General features: G+C 62.7%; 14 protein-coding genes and 1 tRNA gene. 9 read left to right on the top strand and 6 right to left on the bottom strand.

From position 1 onward, the window contains the following. Positions 1-9: 9 nt before the first annotated feature. Both PXH66_RS05985 and PXH66_RS05980 read right to left on the bottom strand, forming a co-directional pair. On the bottom strand, positions 10-1,503 hold the full coding sequence (locus PXH66_RS05985; RefSeq protein WP_330927683.1) for a carboxypeptidase M32: 1,494 nt from the start codon (positions 1,501-1,503) through the stop codon (positions 10-12). 126 nt (positions 1,504-1,629) lie between these two features. Then, positions 1,630-2,583, bottom strand: coding sequence for a DUF4097 family beta strand repeat-containing protein (locus PXH66_RS05980; protein ID WP_330927682.1), 954 nt, complete (start codon positions 2,581-2,583; stop codon positions 1,630-1,632). Between the two features lie 163 nt (positions 2,584-2,746). Between PXH66_RS05980 and msrB the strand changes: the two genes are divergently transcribed. Beyond that, positions 2,747-3,256, top strand: coding sequence for a peptide-methionine (R)-S-oxide reductase MsrB (msrB, locus tag PXH66_RS05975; RefSeq protein WP_330927681.1), 510 nt, complete (start codon positions 2,747-2,749; stop codon positions 3,254-3,256). Positions 3,257-3,268: 12 nt separating this feature from the next. On the opposite strand, the gene PXH66_RS05970 is transcribed toward msrB, so the two are convergent. Together PXH66_RS05970 and PXH66_RS05965 are read right to left on the bottom strand one after the other, a co-directional pair. After that, complete coding sequence (locus PXH66_RS05970; RefSeq protein WP_330927680.1) at positions 3,269-3,628, bottom strand: arsenate reductase family protein; 360 nt, start codon at positions 3,626-3,628, stop codon at positions 3,269-3,271. After that, positions 3,625-5,139, bottom strand: a complete 1,515-nt coding sequence (locus tag PXH66_RS05965; protein WP_330927679.1) for an endonuclease/exonuclease/phosphatase family protein — start codon at positions 5,137-5,139, stop codon at positions 3,625-3,627. Before PXH66_RS05965 ends, PXH66_RS05970 begins: the two co-directional genes overlap by 4 nt. Before the next feature lie 154 nt (positions 5,140-5,293). Between PXH66_RS05965 and PXH66_RS05960 the strand changes: the two genes are divergently transcribed. Both PXH66_RS05960 and PXH66_RS05955 read left to right on the top strand, forming a co-directional pair. Then, entirely contained in the window at positions 5,294-7,009 is a 1,716-nt protein-coding gene (locus tag PXH66_RS05960; RefSeq protein ID WP_330927678.1) for a hypothetical protein, read from the top strand. Beyond that, the gene (locus PXH66_RS05955; RefSeq protein ID WP_330927677.1) at positions 6,999-7,802 is read left to right on the top strand and encodes an ABC transporter ATP-binding protein; all 804 of its coding nucleotides are present in this window, start codon (positions 6,999-7,001) and stop codon (positions 7,800-7,802) included. Before PXH66_RS05960 ends, PXH66_RS05955 begins: the two co-directional genes overlap by 11 nt. A 48-nt stretch (positions 7,803-7,850) precedes the next feature. On the opposite strand, the gene PXH66_RS05950 is transcribed toward PXH66_RS05955, so the two are convergent. Beyond that, positions 7,851-8,597 (bottom strand): hypothetical protein, encoded by a 747-nt coding sequence (locus tag PXH66_RS05950; RefSeq protein WP_330927676.1) that lies wholly within the window; start codon positions 8,595-8,597, stop codon positions 7,851-7,853. A 46-nt stretch (positions 8,598-8,643) separates the two neighbouring features. Further along, a complete protein-coding gene (gene hrpA, locus PXH66_RS05945; protein WP_330927675.1) occupies positions 8,644-12,678 on the bottom strand; it encodes an ATP-dependent RNA helicase HrpA in 4,035 nt (1,344 codons plus the stop codon). Positions 12,679-12,733: 55 nt separating this feature from the next. Here hrpA and PXH66_RS05940 point away from each other — a divergent pair, with 55 nt between their 5' ends. From PXH66_RS05940 to PXH66_RS05915, 6 genes are all read left to right on the top strand, one after another. Next, positions 12,734-13,252, top strand: a complete 519-nt coding sequence (locus PXH66_RS05940; RefSeq protein ID WP_330932269.1) for a hypothetical protein — start codon at positions 12,734-12,736, stop codon at positions 13,250-13,252. A 58-nt stretch (positions 13,253-13,310) separates the two neighbouring features. Then, positions 13,311-13,952: a sulfite oxidase-like oxidoreductase gene (locus PXH66_RS05935; RefSeq protein ID WP_330927673.1), complete on the top strand. Its 642-nt coding sequence runs from the start codon at positions 13,311-13,313 to the stop codon at positions 13,950-13,952. A gap of 145 nt (positions 13,953-14,097) precedes the next feature. After that, positions 14,098-14,370 (top strand): LysR family transcriptional regulator, encoded by a 273-nt coding sequence (locus PXH66_RS05930; RefSeq protein ID WP_330927672.1) that lies wholly within the window; start codon positions 14,098-14,100, stop codon positions 14,368-14,370. A 68-nt stretch (positions 14,371-14,438) separates the two neighbouring features. Next, positions 14,439-14,523: transfer RNA gene (locus tag PXH66_RS05925), tRNA-Leu, on the top strand. A gap of 564 nt (positions 14,524-15,087) precedes the next feature. Further along, complete coding sequence (locus PXH66_RS05920; RefSeq protein ID WP_330930422.1) at positions 15,088-15,738, top strand: bifunctional 4-hydroxy-2-oxoglutarate aldolase/2-dehydro-3-deoxy-phosphogluconate aldolase; 651 nt, start codon at positions 15,088-15,090, stop codon at positions 15,736-15,738. A gap of 29 nt (positions 15,739-15,767) precedes the next feature. Then, positions 15,768-17,195 carry a PQQ-dependent sugar dehydrogenase gene (locus tag PXH66_RS05915; protein ID WP_330930421.1) on the top strand — a complete coding sequence of 476 codons (1,428 nt, stop codon included), beginning with the start codon at positions 15,768-15,770 and terminating at the stop codon, positions 17,193-17,195. Positions 17,196-17,207: the final 12 nt, after the last annotated feature.

The raw sequence follows: 17,207 nt of genomic DNA, 5'->3' as shown, positions 1-17,207 counted from the left end.
TCTCCCGATTCAAACGCGGTAGAGCGTGGCGTATCGCTCTTCCAAATACGCCAGCAAGGGTCGGGGCGACAGCGGCGATCCCGTCACGCGTTCGACCAATGCGAGCGCCGAATATCGGCGGCCGTGGGCATGCACGTTGGTGCGCAGCCACGTCAACAGGCGGCCAAACTCGCCGCGGGCAAAATCAGTTTTCAGCTCGGGCAGGTCGCGCTGCGCCTGCGCCCAGAGTTGGGCGGCAATCATGTTGCCCAGACAGTAGCTCGGGAAATAACCGAACGCTCCCCCACTCCAATGCACGTCCTGCAGCACGCCGCGCTGGTCGTCGGGCGGCCGACTCCCCATCAGCTCTTCGCTCAACGCGTTCCAGGCGTCGGGCAGATCCGCGACAGCCAACTCCCCGGAAAAGAGCCGCTGCTCGATTTCAAAACGCAGGATGATGTGGAGATTGTAGTGCACTTCATCCGAATCGACGCGAATGAACGTGGGCTGCACCGCGTTGACCGCGAGGTGCAGGTCATCCGAGGAAACACCTTCCAAAGCGGTGCCAAATAATTCGCGATACCGCGGCTCGAAATGATGCCACACCGCTCGGCTGCGGCCGACTTGGTTTTCCCACATCCGGCTTTGTGACTCATGCATGGCCATGCCGGCGTGCTGGCCGAGCGGCGTCGCGTGGTCCGCCAAGGGCAGACCCTGCTCATACATGCCGTGGCCGGCTTCGTGAATGGAGCTGAAGAGCGAATCGAGCGGTTCGTCCGGCGCATAGCGCGTCGTCAACCGCACATCCGCCCCGGAGCCTTCGCAAAACGGATGCGGCGCCACGTCGATCCGACCCCGGCGATAGTTGAAACCGAGTTTTTCGGTCACCTCCCGCAGAAAGACCGCTTGGGCCTCCACCGGAAACCCGCGCAAGGGTTTCACCTCGCGTTGCCGTGGCGATGCCGTGATGCGCTGCACCAGCGGCACCAGCCCCGCCTTCAGCTCGCTAAACAGGGTCCCGATCGTCCCCGCTGTGAATCCCGGATCGTGCTGGTCGATCATGTAGTCGTAGGGGCGGTCCGCCCAGCCCTGCAAAGCCGCCTCGCGCTTCGCCAGATCGAGGTGCTTCGCAATGAAAGGCGCGTAGGACGCAAAATCGTTGGCCGGTTTGCAGCGGGTCCATGCATGGTAGGCCGCACTGGAGTGCCGGGCCTTCTCCGTCACAAAATCCGCCGGCAGCAACGCCACCCGATCGAAGTCCTTGCGCGCCTCGCGCACCACCACCTGCTGATCCGCCGACAACGTCTCACGTTGCTGCTCGAGCGTCGTCAGAGCGTCGCCAATCGCCGGATCCGATGCCGCCTGATGTTCGAGTTCGGCCATGATGGCCATCTGCTCTCCGCGCAAATCCGCGCTGTCGGGCGGGAGATTGACCTGTTCGTCCCAGCCCAGGAGGCCGTTGATGGAGCGCAGGTGATGCGCGCGGTGAAGTTTCGCGACAAGCGTATCGTAGGTGGCAGACATGATGACGGGGAGCGTGGTGGAAATCCTCACCCTCAGCAGTCAAATCCGTCGGCGCAACCTTCCCGCACAAAAACGGGCCGCTTCGATGGAAGCGACCCGCCTGACTACACGACTACAAAACAAAACTCAGAACGCCCAGTGATCGAGTGCCGCGAGGCCTTTGATCAGGACGTTGCCACCGCTGGCTACGAGGGCGACCAACGGACCACCTCCGTTGACCGCACCCTCGAGCCGGTTCTTGCCGTTGCCACCCCGGCCGGTGGGCGCGACCGCGAGATCGCTCTTCACCTGGCCCCATTTGGCGCGGGCTTGAACTTGCATGGCCGTCGCAGGATCGACGGTAATTTTCACATCGCCGGCCGAAGCTTTGAGTCGGACTTCATGGGCGATTTTCCCCTCCAAACCGGCCACGATATCGCCACGAATCGCTTCGGCGGTGATGCCTCCGACGGTCGACATCACATCGATGTTACCGTTGTCCGCCCGCAGATCAGCGCGGCCTTGGACGGTGCCGATGTTGAGGTCGCCCGTGTGCGAGCGAGCGGAGAGATCACCCGTGGTGCGAGCCACACTCAAATTGCCCCGGCGCGTCTCCGCGGAAACTTCGCCCTCAATGCGACCGATGAAAATATCTCCGTCCATGGTGCGGGCGCGCACGCGGCCGTGAAAATCGTTGCCCACGTAGACCGTGCCGGTCTGGGAAATCACATCCATGCTGCAAGTCTGCGGCACGCGCAGCGTGAGCTTCACGCTGCGATCCGGAACCTTGCCCACGCCAAACTCCACGCCCAGGCCATTCTGCCGCACGCCAATCGCGAGACCTGCGCCAAACGGACTGCCCTGCACCACGATCGCATCCAACCACCGCTGGTCATTCGCCGTGCTGGAATTGGCTTCGAGGATCAACTCCACGCGACCCGACTCCCCTTGTTCGACATCGATCGAGCCGTGGAACGTTGCCAGGTTGATGAGCGGCATATCACCCACCGCCCACGAAAATGATTCGACGCGCTGGGCCGCTTGAGCGAGCGATCCGAGCAGGAGTCCCAACACAAAAATGGAGCGGAAAGCGGGTTTCATGATTCTAGGTAAATAACCCTAGACGTAATTCGCAAGAAGTTCCCTATCGGTATTACTCAGCAAGACCGCCTAGCGGATCTACGTAGGTCGTGAAAACCGTGGTCGACGCGGTTGCGTTGGGCCTCACGCGGAATAGTTTCCGCATTCAAGTCTCTCAGCCTCCATGCAACGTTTCGCATTCCTCGCTCTCTTGGCCGCTGTCGCAGGACTGATCAGCGGATGTTCGGCTCGCGCCGACGAAACCGCCAAAATCGTGCCGCCCGCGAAGGACGGTATGGTCGAAACACTCGACCTCACCGCATCACAATGGCGGGAGCGCCTGACCCCGCAGGAATTCCACGTGCTGCGGCAGGCCGGCACGGAGCGCCCGTTCACCAGCCCGTTGTTGGAGGAGAAACGCGCCGGCACCTTCGTGTGCGCCGGCTGTGAGCTGCCGTTGTTTTCGTCGGAAACGAAATTCAAGTCCGGCACGGGTTGGCCCAGCTTTTGGCAACCCATCGCGGAAGGGCATGTGGAGGAGCGCCGCGACGTGAGTTTGGGCATGATTCGCGTGGAAGACCTCTGCGCCCGCTGCGGGGGGCACCTCGGTCACCAATTCAACGATGGACCCCGCCCGACCGGCATTCGCTACTGCATCAACGGGGCCGCCCTCAAATTCGTGCCGGCGGAGTAACCCTCCGCAACGTCAGACCAACGCCGCCTGCCAAACGTCTTCCTTGAAGCCGACCAGTCCGACACCTGGCGCGAGCAGAAACGGACGCTTCACCAAGTTGCCGTTTTCACTCAACAACGCCAGCGCGTCGTCCGGGCTCATAGCGGGCAGTTTTGGTCCCAGCTTGAGTTCGCGGTAGTCGCCTCCCGAGGTGTTGAAGAGTTTCTTCAACTCCCCGTTTTGATGTCCGAGCATTTGTTTGAGCTCGGCCCGGGTCGGGGGTGTTTCGCGGATCGGTTTTTCGCTAAAATCGAGGCCCTGCTGGGTCAGCCATTTCGTGGCTTTGCGACAGGTGGAACACTTCGCGTAGGTGTAGACGACGAGGTTTTTCATCGGACCCAGCTGATATCGTGCACGACGAACTGCCAATTCCCTTTGTAGGTTCCCAGCTCACCGTAGAACTCGAAAACCCGGTTGCGCGTGTGCTGAGCCTGCAAAACATCGCGCACGTCGCGCGGCGGGGCGTAAACATCGTAGATCACGCCACCGGTGCGGACCTTCAGATTACGTCCGTCACTGATCGAAGTGCCTCTGACTTTGAACAACTTGCCGCGCCACGAACCGTCCTTCAGATCGACCGAATCCGGCAGCGAGGCGACGTCGATCGCCTGATTCAAGTCCGCCCCTGCGTAATTGACCCGCAAAACGTTCGCCGTTGGCACCGCGTCCGACGGGTGATCGAGCGCCATCCACTTGTCGCGCAACCCACTGTCGACGGTGCGAAAGTGGGCATAGGTCGGTAAATGATCGGAGAAACCGCTGCCGCCCGGTCCGCTACTATCCCACCGGCGGGGCGCGCCCGCCAGATCGGCGTTCACGCCCATCAGCCGAGCGACCCGAAAGGAATTATCCTGATACTGCACGCCCGCTTCGTCGTAGAGACCGCGCGATACCACCAGATGCATAAGCGTGCCCCACTCGCCCCGGTAGACATCGCTCCCCCGCTGCTCCGGCTCGAGTTCATACCACAGATTATAAAAATCGGCGGCACCGGTTTGCAGCGCTGTTTCGCTGCCCTGCGCCTTCAGGACGTCGTTGATCGATGTCCGTGGCATGTCGGGATAGCGCGGTTTCTGGTTATACTGCGCGTTAAAGTCACCGCCGACGACTATGTCGGCTTGCGGGTCAGTGGTCAAAATCTCGTCCAATCGACGCCGCAGCACCGTGGCGTTCTCGATGCGCAACGTTTCCATCGACGGATCACTCGCGCCCGATTTCCAGTGGTTGTTGAAGACAAAAAGCGTCTGCCCTTCCACCTCGACCTCCACTTCCAGAATGTTGCGTGCCGATGAGATGGCATGTTCACGCACGGCTCGGACCGGAAACTTGGTCAACGTGACGCATTTGATGGCCCGACCTCCCGCCGACGGGTCCGGCGCGGGCGCGTCGCTGCCGACGACGACGTGGTAACCGGACAGTCCTGCGTCCGCCATTGCCTTGAGCAACCAGGCCTCGGCGGGCGCGCCCTTCCACTCCGGCGCCAATCGCGCCCCATCGTCCACGCTCAAAGCCGAGAGCGGGGTCGCGCGAGCTGATATGACGAAGTCCTCCAAAGCGCCCACCCGCGATTCCGGCGTCTGGTCGATCTCGATCTCCTGCAGCATCACAATGTCGGGGCCGGCCCCGCCACGAAATTTCTGCAGGATCGCCGCGATGTTGCTGACCTTGGTCACCACATGGGCGGGCCGGTAGTGATCCGGTTGATAGTCGTCGTAGACCGCCACACCATCCGCGTCGTGCAGATTCTCCACGTTATAGACGACCACGGTAAAGGATTGCGCCGCCGAAACCACGCCCGCGCCCCAGATCAGGCTCAGGCCCATCACGAAATATTTGGCCAACATCCCCGCAAGCTAGCGCGCCGCCGCCCCCGAGCCAGTGCAATCACGACTCCATCCGTAAGTCCGTCGTAGACCGGATTAAGCGCAATTCATCCTCGCCGCCCCCTCTTCCGCCGTTCATCAAGAACCGGTTCTTCGTGCCCTTCATCCCGCTACCATGAAATCTTCGCGATTCCCATTACTGCCGGTCTTGGTTTGGACCGTTTTCGCAGCGTCTTCGGCTCCCGCTCAAATTTCGTTTCAATTCGATTACACCGACGCGAATACCGGCTTCAACGACCCCACCGATGGCGCTGCCCGCCGCACCGCCCTGGAACAAGCTGCTCAGATTCTCTCCGACACGATCCCGACGTCGACGCCGGTGACGGTGACCTTTTCGGTGGTTTCCACCAACAACGATGACAGCACGCTCGCCAGTGCCGGCAGTGACAGCACCGCCGAGGACATCGGTTTCAGTCCGACCGTGGTGTCGCAAAAAATCGTCAACGGCACCGACGCGAACGGCGCCGCCGCCGACGGGGAGATCAATTGGAATTTCTTCCACAACTGGGACCTCGACGACGACGTGGCGCCCGACGCCTTCGACTTCAAAAGCACCGCCATGCACGAGCTGCTGCATGCCATGGGGTTTGTGAGCGCGATCTCCTCCACCGGCGAGGGACTGTTCGTCGGCACCGTCGGCGATCCCAACGCTTGGTATTTGATTGACCAATACCTCGTCACCGCCACCGGCCAGTCCTTTGTCGATACGCAGTTTCGTTTCGACGCCGGACTCGTGGGCAACCTCGACGACAATCCCGGCATCTACTTCAACGGCCCCCATGCCGTGGCCGCCAACGGCGGCAACCCGGTCGCGTTCTACTCCCCCGAACCCTGGGAGGAAGGCAGCAGCGGCAGCCACACCGACGACAACACTTACCTGGGCACCTCCGCCCTGCTCATGAACGCGGCCACCGACACCGGCCCCGGCGTGCGCACCCTCAGCGCCATCGAGTTGGGCATTCTCCGGGACATCGGCTACGACATCGCCCCCACCACGCCGACGGATCCGCCCACCACCACGTCACTGACTTATCTTTCCAACATTTCCGTGCGCACCACAGCCGGCAGTGGGGACCAAACGCTTTCCGTGGGCTTCGCCGTTTCCGGTGGCAGCAAAGGCATGCTTATCCGTGGCGTTGGTCCGACACTCGACTCGTTCAACATCACCGGCGCCATCGCTGATCCTCAAATCGCACTCTTTTCGAGCGCCCAATTACAACTCGAATCCAACGACGATTGGGATGCATCCGCTTCAACCACCTTCTCCACCGTCGGTGCGTTCAGTCTCCCCGACGGCAGTTTCGACTCCGCCTTGGTCACCAGTTTGGCTCCCGGTGCCTACACTGTTCAGGTCACGGACGTGAATGGTGCGTCCGGCATCGCGCTCGCCGAGATTTACGATACCGCCGCGCCCACCAGCGCCGACGGTCCCCGGTTCACCAATATATCGGCGCGCTCCCAAGTCGGCATCGGAGCCGAGGTGTTGACCGCCGGCTTTGTCATTGCCGGCGAAGGCACCAAAACCCTGCTCATCCGCGGCATCGGCCCCGGCCTCAATCAGTTCAGCATCGCGGGCGCAATCGCCGATCCCCAACTCTCACTCTTCCGGTCCGAGAGCGGCGGTTCGTCCACTCTGGTCGAATCCAACAACGACTGGAACTCCGCGACGATTGCCCCTACCGCCGATCGTCTGGGTGCATTCGCCATTACGGCGGGCAGTTTGGATTCGGCCTTGCTCGTCACGCTCACCCCCGGTGCCTACACCGTGCAGTTGTCCGGGGTCGCCAATGGCACCGGCGTGGGGATCATCGAAGTTTACGATGCCGACTGAGCCCGAATCCACCCCACTCCTCAACGTCTCCCGACTCAACGTCGCCCGCGGAACCAAGCGGCTCCTGCGCGACCTGACGTGGTCGATCCAACCCGGCGAGCATTGGGTGGTCATGGGACCCAACGGCTGTGGGAAAACCACCCTGTTGCGCAGCCTCACCGGTTTCATCGCCCCGTCGTCCGGCGACATCACGCTTCTCGGCGCGGTTTACGGCGAAACCGATTGGCGGGAGGTCCGGCAATCCGTCGGACTGGTGTCATCCTCGCTGCAACCCCACATTCCGGGCGGCGAGATCGCCTTGGAAACCGTCATCAGCGGACGTTACGACCAACTCGATTTCTGGGGCGAATCCACCGCCGCCGATGAACGCGCCGCCCTGGCCTTGTTGCGCAAACTTCATGTCGGCGCGATCGCCCGCCGCGAATGGGCTTACCTGTCCCAAGGCGAACGCCAGCGCGTGTTGATCGCGCGCGCCCTCGCCGCCCGTCCCCGCTTGCTCATTCTCGACGAACCGTGCGCCGGACTCGATCCCGTGGCTCGCGCGGAATTCCTCGCCGCCATGAATGGTCTCACGGATGACGTCCACGGCCCGGCCGTTTTGCTGGTGACCCACCACGTCGAGGAAATCACCACAGGGTTCACCCACGCCATGCTCATGGCCAAAGGTCAGTCCGTCGCCGCCGGCCCCCTGCGCGAAACGCTCAACAACACCAATCTCAGCACGGCATTCGCCGCGCCCCTGCGCATTCGCCGCACGGCCAAAGGTTGGCACCTGACCAGCGTTTCCGGCTAAGACTATTTCGCTCGAACGGTCGGGCGCGCTCGCCGAGCGCGCCGTCGCTCACCCCAGATAATCCGCCAACCGAACGACATCGCCCGGCTCCAGCGGCATGGCCCGCGCCGCGGCCAAGGCCTTGGCCGTTTGATAAATCAACTTCCCGCCGCGGATGATCACCATCGCCCGATCCACCAACGGCAGATTGGCCAGCGCGGTGCTGCCGTAAGCGTTGAGCCCGGCCCGCCACGGCACCCGCACCAGCGCCCCGCTCGAAATATCCACGATCGTGATCATGCCTGCCGTCGAAAGTTGCGCCAAAGATCGCACCGACGCGGCACTGATCGATCCCACCGCATTCACCGACGCCGCCGCGACCTTGGTCGACGATCTCACCCCTGCCGCCGTGATGCGCCCCGCCCCGCCCACGGAGGAAGCACTCACGCGCGTGGTCGTGCGCACGCCGGCGGCCGCCACACTGCCGGTGCCTCCAATCCCCGCCCCCGCCACACTCGTCGAAGCCTGCACCCCGGCCGCGGCCACGGTGCCGGCGCCCCCGGCGGAAGCGGCCGAAACCCGGGAGCTCGAACGAATGCCCGATGCCGCCACGCGGCCCGCCCCCATCACCGCACTGCCCGAAACCTTGCCGCCAGCTCGCACTGTCTGGGCTGCAACTTTGCTGGTTTGCTTCACCACTTCTCCCGCCAACACCACCGGAGAACTCGCGGCTTTGGCCAGTCGAACCACGGTGCAACCGGACTGGAGCAACGTAACAAATATGATGATACCGGCCCAGGGCCGCAGGGGTTTCATGAGCCGCGACGATGGCAGTCCACCGTTCCCCGTCAACCGCCGGTGATCAGCGGGATCCGGGATGACGGAAGAGTCCATCCAACGCGTTCAGACTCTTGAGCGGTTTCTGCTTGGTCTTCCCCGGCAGCGGCGTGACCGCCATCGGCTTGGGGGGCGGTTTGGCCGGAGCGGTTGGCGACGTCGCGACTGCCCGGCCACCGCCGCGAATCGTCGCCACGGCATGGTCCAGTTTTTTGGCCGACACCGGCTCCGCCGTTCCGAGATTTTGGGCAAAGATACTCACGCGATATTCCTCCACCAACCAACGCAGGGACTCTCCACCCGGCTCGGCCTGCAGCTCCCGCGCGGCCTTCAAATAGGGCGCGATCAGCTTCGCGCGTTGAGCATCCTTGACGGGATCCCGGGACCATCGATCCGCCCGTGCCTGCATGCCCCGCAGATAGCGCGGCACGTGCCCGAGTTGTGAATACGAAATGTCCCGCAGGAAACGCGGCGACACCAGGGCATCCAGATCCGCTTTCATCCCGTCGAACGGCGTCGGGTGCACCAAAAGTTCCTGCCGCAAGGCGAGCACTTCGCGCACCCGATCGATCAACCGGGGCACGAGGCCGCGCAGGGTCTGTTTCGCTTCCTCCACGGCGACATCAAAGCGTTGCTTGGTGCGTCCGCCATCGCGGGACGGTAGACGCTCCGGCGCAGTGATCCACGCGGTTAATCCGGCCATCGCATCCGCCGACAATTCCGCCACGGGAGCCAGGGTGCTCGCCACCGCGCCGACATCGCGCATCGAGCGCAGGTCTTTCTCCATCCACGCCAGATCGTAACGCAGCGCCTGCGCCAGCATCGCCCGCAGCCCGGCGGGGCGCCGTCGGTCGGCATCCTCGATGGTCCGACATAAACGCACCGCCACGCCCTCTCTCGTGACATCAAAAACCGGATACGCCTGCACCGGCACGCCCGCAGTTTCACCGATGGTCACTTCGTCCGGCAGCTCCCCGATCGTCCAGCCTTCCAGCGGCTCAGTTTCCCATTGGCACCGCGCCCGTTTCCACACCCCCGGCGCTTCTTTGGCGATACCGCTGCTGGCTTGACGTTTTTGCGCTTCCACCGCCGCCCGCACTTCTACCAATTCCCGCGAACCGACGATTTCCGTGCCGTGGTCATCGGTCACGCGCACCCGCACCCGCAGGTGATCCGGCAAGGGGCGTTCGTCCCAAACCGATGGCGAAATGCGCAGTGAAAACCGTTCGCCCAGCAACGCAGCCAGGGCCTCGGGCAACGTTTCCCGCCGCCCGGTCAAACGGTCCCGCGATGCCAGTTGCGGCACGAGAGACTTCGCCGTCGCCGCCAGCGGCATGACTTCGCGTCGCAGCTCTTTGGGCAGTCCGCGCAAATAGTGCTCCACCTTCTGCGGCAAGTGCCCCGGCACCGCCCAATCCAAGGCCGCCGGAGTCAGGCCGTCGGCGCCCGTCACATCGACTTCAAGCGTCACGCCGTCGTCGGCTTCGCCCGGCTTGTAGTTGTAGTTCAGCGGCAGGACCTCGTTGTTGAGCGGCACTGACTCCGGAAAGGCAGCGGCATCGACGGTCAACGCTTCCGGATCGCGCAGGGTTTCCGCATCAAATTCCAAAAAGCGCGGCTCGTGCGGACGCCGTTCCTTTACCAACGCAATCAATTCCGGCACGGCCGATACCACGTGGTTCGCCTCCAACAGGGCCTCCGCGTAAAAGCGGAAAATCGCTTCGTCGAGATTCATTACGCCGCGATCACGCGTGCGCGTCATCTGGTTTTCCAACTCCGTCCGCACCTTTCGATTGTGCATCAGAAAATCAAACGGCCACGTGATGGTGTCATTCACCAGCGCCTCGCGAATGAACAGCTCGGTGGCATGCTCGGGATCGATTTTCCCGTAGCCCACCGCCCGCGATTCGATTTCCAAACCATACAGCCGCGTGCGCTGCCGAACCATCACCCGTCCCTTGGCTTCATCCCAAAACGGTTCACTGTGCGCCACCTTCACCAGATGCGCCCCAAGATCGAGCGCCCACAGGGGATCCAGCCGCGCACAGGTTCGCGCGTAGAGACGCGCCGTTTCGACGATTTCAGCGGCAAGCAACCAACGCGGGCCGCGCGGTTTGGCGGGAGCTGATGGCTTCGGTCCCCGGCCCTTCTTGCGCTCTTCACGCACGAATAATCCCGACCCGGGAAAGATATTCACGCGGCGATCCTGCGTCGCTTTGAAGCCTCCTTTTTCGTCGTCGCGCGCGGCGATATTACCCAGCAGTCCCGCCAAAATACTGCGATGGATCGCGCGATACGCCGGTTGGTCGAAGCCGAGTTTCGCGGCGGCTTCATCGCGGCTCAGCGCCTGCGTCAGGCCATCCCATACGGAACTCGGTTGAAAGTCGCGCCGATCCCGCAGCGTATCCAAAAGTTGCCCGTGGATGTCGCGCCATTCGCGCATGCGCGTGTAGCTCAAGAAGTGCGCCTTGCACCACCGTCGCATGCGGCCCTGCGACAGTTTTTCGAATTCATCGTGCAGCGCCTCCCAAATTTCCAGCAGCGTCAGAAAATCCGATTCCGGGTGCGTGAAACGGCGGTGCGCGGCGTCGGCTTCCGCTTGTTTTTCGAGTGGCCGCTCCCGCGGATCCTGCACGCTCAGTCCCGCCGCGATGATGACAACTTCGCGCAACGCCTTTTCCTCTCTCGCCTGCAGAATCATGCGCCCCACCGTCGGGTCGACCGGCAGGCGCGCCAATTCGCGGCCCATGGCGGTCAAGGTCCGCGCATCACCCGTGCTCTCCATGGCGTGCAACTCGTCGAGCAACGCATAACCGGCGCGAATCGATTTGGTCGCCGGCATGTTGAGAAACGGGAAGCGTTCGATGTCACCGAGCCCGAACGCCTTCATGCGCAGGATCACATCCGCCAGATTGGCGCGTTGGATCTCCGGCTGCGTGAAGCGCGGTCGTTCATTGTAGTCCTTTTCGGAATACAACCGAATGCAGACGCCTTCCGCCACGCGCCCCGCCCGCCCCTTGCGCTGGTCGGCGCTGGACTGCGCCACGGCTTCGATCGGCAACCGACGGGTGCGGGCTTGCGGCGAGTAACGGCTCACGCGCGACAACCCGGTATCCACCACGTAGCGGATGCCCGGCAGCGTCAGCGAGGTTTCCGCGATGTTGGTCGCCACGATCACCCGGCGCCGGGCCGTGGCGGCAAACACGCGCTGTTGCTCGCTGTTGGACAAGCGACCAAACAACGGAATGAGATCGCACCCCCGCGCGCTGCCGCCGAGCAGGTCGATCGTCTCGCGAATGTCGCGCTCCGCCGGCATGAATACGAGCACGTCGCCGGTGGAGGTGGTATCCAGAATGCGTTTCGCCGCTTCCACCGCGCCATCGACGTAGTGCAACGCCTCCGAGCGCGTGGTCGGGGCGTCGCCTTCGGCCGCGTCGGACCCGAGTTCATCAAGCGGGGCGTAAACGACCTCCACCGGATACGTGCGGCCGGACACTTCTATAATGGGCGCATCGTCGAAGGCTTGGCTGAAAGCAGCGGTGTCGATCGTGGCCGAGGTGATGACAATGCGCAGATCCGGGCGGCGGTGACGCAACTGGCGCAGGTGGCCGAGCAGAAAATCAATGTTCAGCGAACGCTCATGGGCTTCGTCGATGATGACCGTGTCGTATTCGCGGAGCATCGGGTCCGACTGCACCTCGGCGAGCAACATACCGTCGGTCATGAATTTCACCACGGTCTGTTTGGTGGTCTGGTCGCTGAACCGCACCTTGCAGCCCACTTCGCGTCCGTATCGCACGCCCATTTCCTCCGCCACCCGCTTCGAAACCGACAACGCCGCGACCCGACGCGGTTGGGTGCAGGCGATGCGCCCCTTGAGTCCCCGCCCCGCCGCGAGGCAGAGTTTGGGAATTTGGGTGGTTTTGCCCGATCCGGTTTCACCGGCGAGAATCAGCACCGGATGCTCCTGCAAGGCGTCCACGATTTCGCCGGCCCGCGCACTGATCGGCAGGTCGGGGGGGAACTCAATTCGGAAGGGATAAGGCTTTTCGTCTGGCACGGTGTGGATTCGGGAACCCAAAGTGATCACTCCGCATCACAAGACTGGCAAGACCGTGAAACCACCTCCTCTCCCTCAAGAAACTCTCGATCGCGTCGTGCGGTTCGCCGGAACCCATGGACGGATGATCATGATTTTCTCCGGATTTTTCGCCATTTTGGCCGCCATGGGTCATCAGGGACCTCCCGCCATCGCCGGAGCGTTGGCCATCGGCATGGGCGCTTGTGAGCTGCACGGAGCGAGTGAACTTCGTCATGGCCGCGCAGGCGGCATTCGTTGGATGGTGGGCGGCGAACTGGGCCTGCTGCTCGTAGTCGTCGGCTATGCCGGGTGGATGGCCACCCACTTTGACCCCGTGGTGTTTCAACAACAACTGCCCGAATGGTATATGCAACGGATGGAGCACGACTTGCGGAATGCCGGGTTGAGCGAAAACGAATTTCCCACGTTTTGGCGCTTCGTGAATCGGGTCGCCTACTCGGTGGTGGCGTTCGTCACCGTGATTTACCAAGGCGGCTTGGCCTTCTACTATCATCGGCGCACGGCGACGGCCAAACTGGTGCTCGGCGAGTAGCCAGGCGGGATGCATCGGCGCACTTGCACGTCGGCCGACGCCGCCTAATTTCTCGCCCATGTCAAAAGAGCGCTACATTGCCGCCAAACAAGCCTGGGCCGAAAAACAAGTCGCCAAAGGGGTGCGCCCCCGCGAGGTCCGCGCGGAGGACCGTCTGCCGCCGGGGCAAAAGTTGACCACCGGGTTTCCCGTGCTCGATCTCGGTATCCAGCCCGATGTGCCCCTCGCCGAATGGACGATCACGATCGACGGCGAAGTCGAACAACCGGTGACGCTGGATTGGACCGCCTTCAACGCGCTGCCGCGGGTCGAGGACGTGAGCGACTTTCATTGTGTGACCACGTGGAGCAAATACGACTGCCGCTGGGGCGGCGTCGCCTTCACCGAACTCTACGAACGCGTGAAGCCCCACGCCGACGCCCAGTTCGTTTATTTCACCGGCTACGACGGCTACTCGACCAACGTCCCGTTGGCCCAATGCCTCGACGATGATGTGATGATTGCCACGCATTTTGAGGGTGAGCCCGTCAGTCGCGAACACGGCGGCCCCGCGCGCGTGATCATTCCGAAACTGTATGCGTGGAAAGGCACCAAGTTCGTCAAAGGCGTGCATTTTCTTACCGCGGACAAACTCGGATTTTGGGAAATTCGGGGTTACTCGAACGGGGCCGATCCGTGGAAAGAAGAGCGCTACGCCTGAGCGCGAATGACCGCGCCCGGCCTGCCGCCAATCCGTTAACAGTCAATTGGCGGCGATTTTACGGTATTAAGAATCAAACTGGCTCGGTTGATGCTATCGAAGAGGCTGCCACATCGAAATATGCGCGACCTCATCAAACCGACTCATGCCGATTCTCGATAGCCGAAAACTTCTCGCCTTCGTCACTTTGGTCAAAGTTGGGAGCTTCACGCTGGCCGCCAAAGAGTTGAACGTGACGCAATCCGCCGTCAGCCACTCGATTAAATCACTCGAGGACGAGCTCCAGCTCCGCCTCGTCGATCGCCGGGGACGAAAGATCCGCCTCACTCCGCCCGGCAAGGAGCTCCTGAACCACGCGCACCGCATCCTTAACGAGATGCAGGAAGCCCGTGCGGATCTCGCCCTCTACGTGCGCTGAGCAAGGTTCTGTAATTCCGGACTTGCCAAGCCCGGAAGTGCATCGTCTCGTCCTCCCTCCCCGTCATCGCCCAGGTGGTGGAATTGGTAGACACGCAGGTCTCAGAAGCCTGTGCCGAAAGGTGTGCGGGTTCGAGTCCCGCCCTGGGCACCATGTTACGCTCCAAGCAGAACGTTCGAGTTCCGGTAATGATGCAAGGTAGGGCGTGCTCGCCGAGCGCGCCGCTGCGTTGCCCCACCGCCACCGTTCCTTCCTGCCACGCCCACCTGAGCGGCGGTTTCGGCGAAACCGCCCTACCTTCCCAATCGCACGATTACGAGAACCGCCGCACTCGACGAAGCGCCCCGCTGAATCGGATTCAACGAAGCAATCCGGTAGGGCGTGCTCGCCGAGCGCGCCGCCACGTTGCCCCGCCTGACACCGTCACTTCCTGCCACGCCCACGTGAGCGGCGGTTTCGGCGAAACCTCCCTACCTTCCCAATCGCGCGATTACGAGAACCGCCGCACTCGACGAAGCGCCCCGCTGAATCGGATTCAACGAAGCAATCCGGTAGGGCGTGCTCGCCGAGCGCGCCGCTGCGTTGCCCCACCGCCACCGTTCCTTCCTGCCACGCCCACCTGAGCGGCGGTTTCGGCGAAACCGCCCTACCTTCCCAATCGCACGGCACTCAAACGCGCCGTTGCGAGCCATCCACTGACCGTCCAACTTCAGCGCCATGCTCAAAGCCGACGTCCTCGCTCGTATCTGCGACCAACGCATCATTGCTCTGTCGTCGGTCGATAACGCGGAGCAATTGCAGGTCCGAGCCGAAGCTCTGGCCGCCGGGGGAATTCATTGCCTCGAACTGTCGATGACGTGTCCGGCCGTCCCGGACTTCATCGCGGCCACCACGAAGGCAATGCCCGATTTCTTTTTCGGAGTCGGCACGATCGTCGATACCGACACCGCCCGCCGGGCGATCCTGGCCGGGGCGCGCTTTCTCAGCACTCCCGCCGTCCGCCCCGAGGTGATTCTATTGTGTCGGCGCCATCATGTGCCGGTGATCTGTGGCGTAAATTCGCGCTCCGAGATAGCCGCGGCCATCGAGGCCGGCGCCGATGCGATCAAACTCTACCCCTCCCAGGACGACTTTGGTCCGGCCTACGTGCGCGACATCCGAGCGGAGTTTCCCACCGTGAAATTGTTTCCGGTCGGTGGCGTCACTGCGGCCAATGCAGTCGAGTTCATCCACGTGGGCGCCGATGCGGTCTTTGTCGCGAGCGGGCTGCGGCCGTTGGACGCTCCGGTGGATTTCGACCCAACCCAACTGTCTACTCGGGCACGTGAGCTGGTGATTGCGTTGGCCCCGGTTGCGTCGGAGCGGTAACTCACTTCGCTGTCGCGCTTTCCCCCATCATGAGATCATCCCTTCCGCCTGCCTCACTCCTCATCAGTGTCGGCGCACTTTTGTTCACGAGCCCCGCCTGTGCGCAATCGCGCGACGCTGAGGATATTTATGCTCAATTCTGCGCGAGTTGCCACGGCGCCAATCTCGCCGGCGGCAGCGCTCCCAGCATGCTCGACGACGAGTGGGTGCACGGCGGCACCGATGCCGATATCGCCCGCGTCATTACCGAGGGGGCGCTCGACCAAGGCATGCCCGCGTGGGGCCCGGCGCTGACCGATGCCGAAATTCGGGCATTGGTCGTTTACCTGCGCGAACGCCGGGCCGGTTACGTGCGCCGGCCGGATTCTTTGCCCATGCCCGATTCGGAGCATGTATTCAACACGTCGGCACAACGCTATCGGATCGAAACCGTGATCGACGACATCGACACGCCCTGGTCGCTCAATTGGTTGCCCGACGGCACGATGCTCGTGACCGAAAAATCGGGCACGCTGCGCCTTTTCCGCGATGGTGAACTCTCGCCCGCGATCATGGACACGCCATGGGTCGACAGCAGCGGCCAAGCCGGTCTGCTGGAAGTCGCGCCGCATCCGGACTACGCACGCAACGGTTGGATCTACCTCACCTTCAGCGACCCGCAGGTGAACGCCGCGGGAGATAACGTCAGCTTCACCAAGGTCGTGCGCGGCCGTATCAGTGACGGAACCTGGACCGACGAGGAAGTCATCTTTGCCGCCGACGTGGAACTCTACCGCCGACCGGGCGGACCGCACTACGGCAGCCGCATCGCGTTCGATGACCACGGTTACATTTACTTCTCCATCGGCGATCGCGGCTCCAGCGAGCACGCCCAGGATCTCGGCCGGCCCAACGGCAAAATTCATCGTTTACACGACGACGGACGCGTCCCGGCTGACAACCCCTTCGTGCATGAACCCGGCGCGATCGCCTCGATCTGGAGCTACGGCCATCGCAACCCCCAGGGCTTGGACATCGATCCCCAGGATGGTCGACTTTGGGATACCGAACACGGCCCCCGCGGCGGCGACGAACTCAACATAATCGAAAAAGGTCACAACTACGGCTGGCCCGTAATCACCTACGGCATGAATTACAACGGCACGCCCATCACGGCTGAGACCGCCCGGGACGGCATGGACCAGCCCGTCACGCATTGGACGCCCTCGATCGCGGTGTGCGGCATCGATTTCTACGAAGGCAACGCGTTCCCGGCCTGGAAGGGCAATCTCCTCGTCACCGCCCTCGCCCAGCAACACGTGCGTCGGGTCGTCATCGAAGCCGGGCAGGTGGTCGAACAGGAAGTGATTTTTGAAGGTTTCGGTCGTTGCCGCGACGTCGCATCCGGTCCGGACGGCACCATCTACATCGCTCTCAATGGACCCAACCGCGTCGTGCGACTGGTTCCCGTAGAGTAGCGGTTTTAGCCT

The sequence above is a fragment of the Synoicihabitans lomoniglobus genome (genome assembly GCF_029023725.1).
Classification (GTDB): domain Bacteria; phylum Verrucomicrobiota; class Verrucomicrobiia; order Opitutales; family Opitutaceae; genus Actomonas; species Actomonas lomonigloba.
This window is presented reverse-complemented; position numbering and strand designations above follow the sequence as displayed.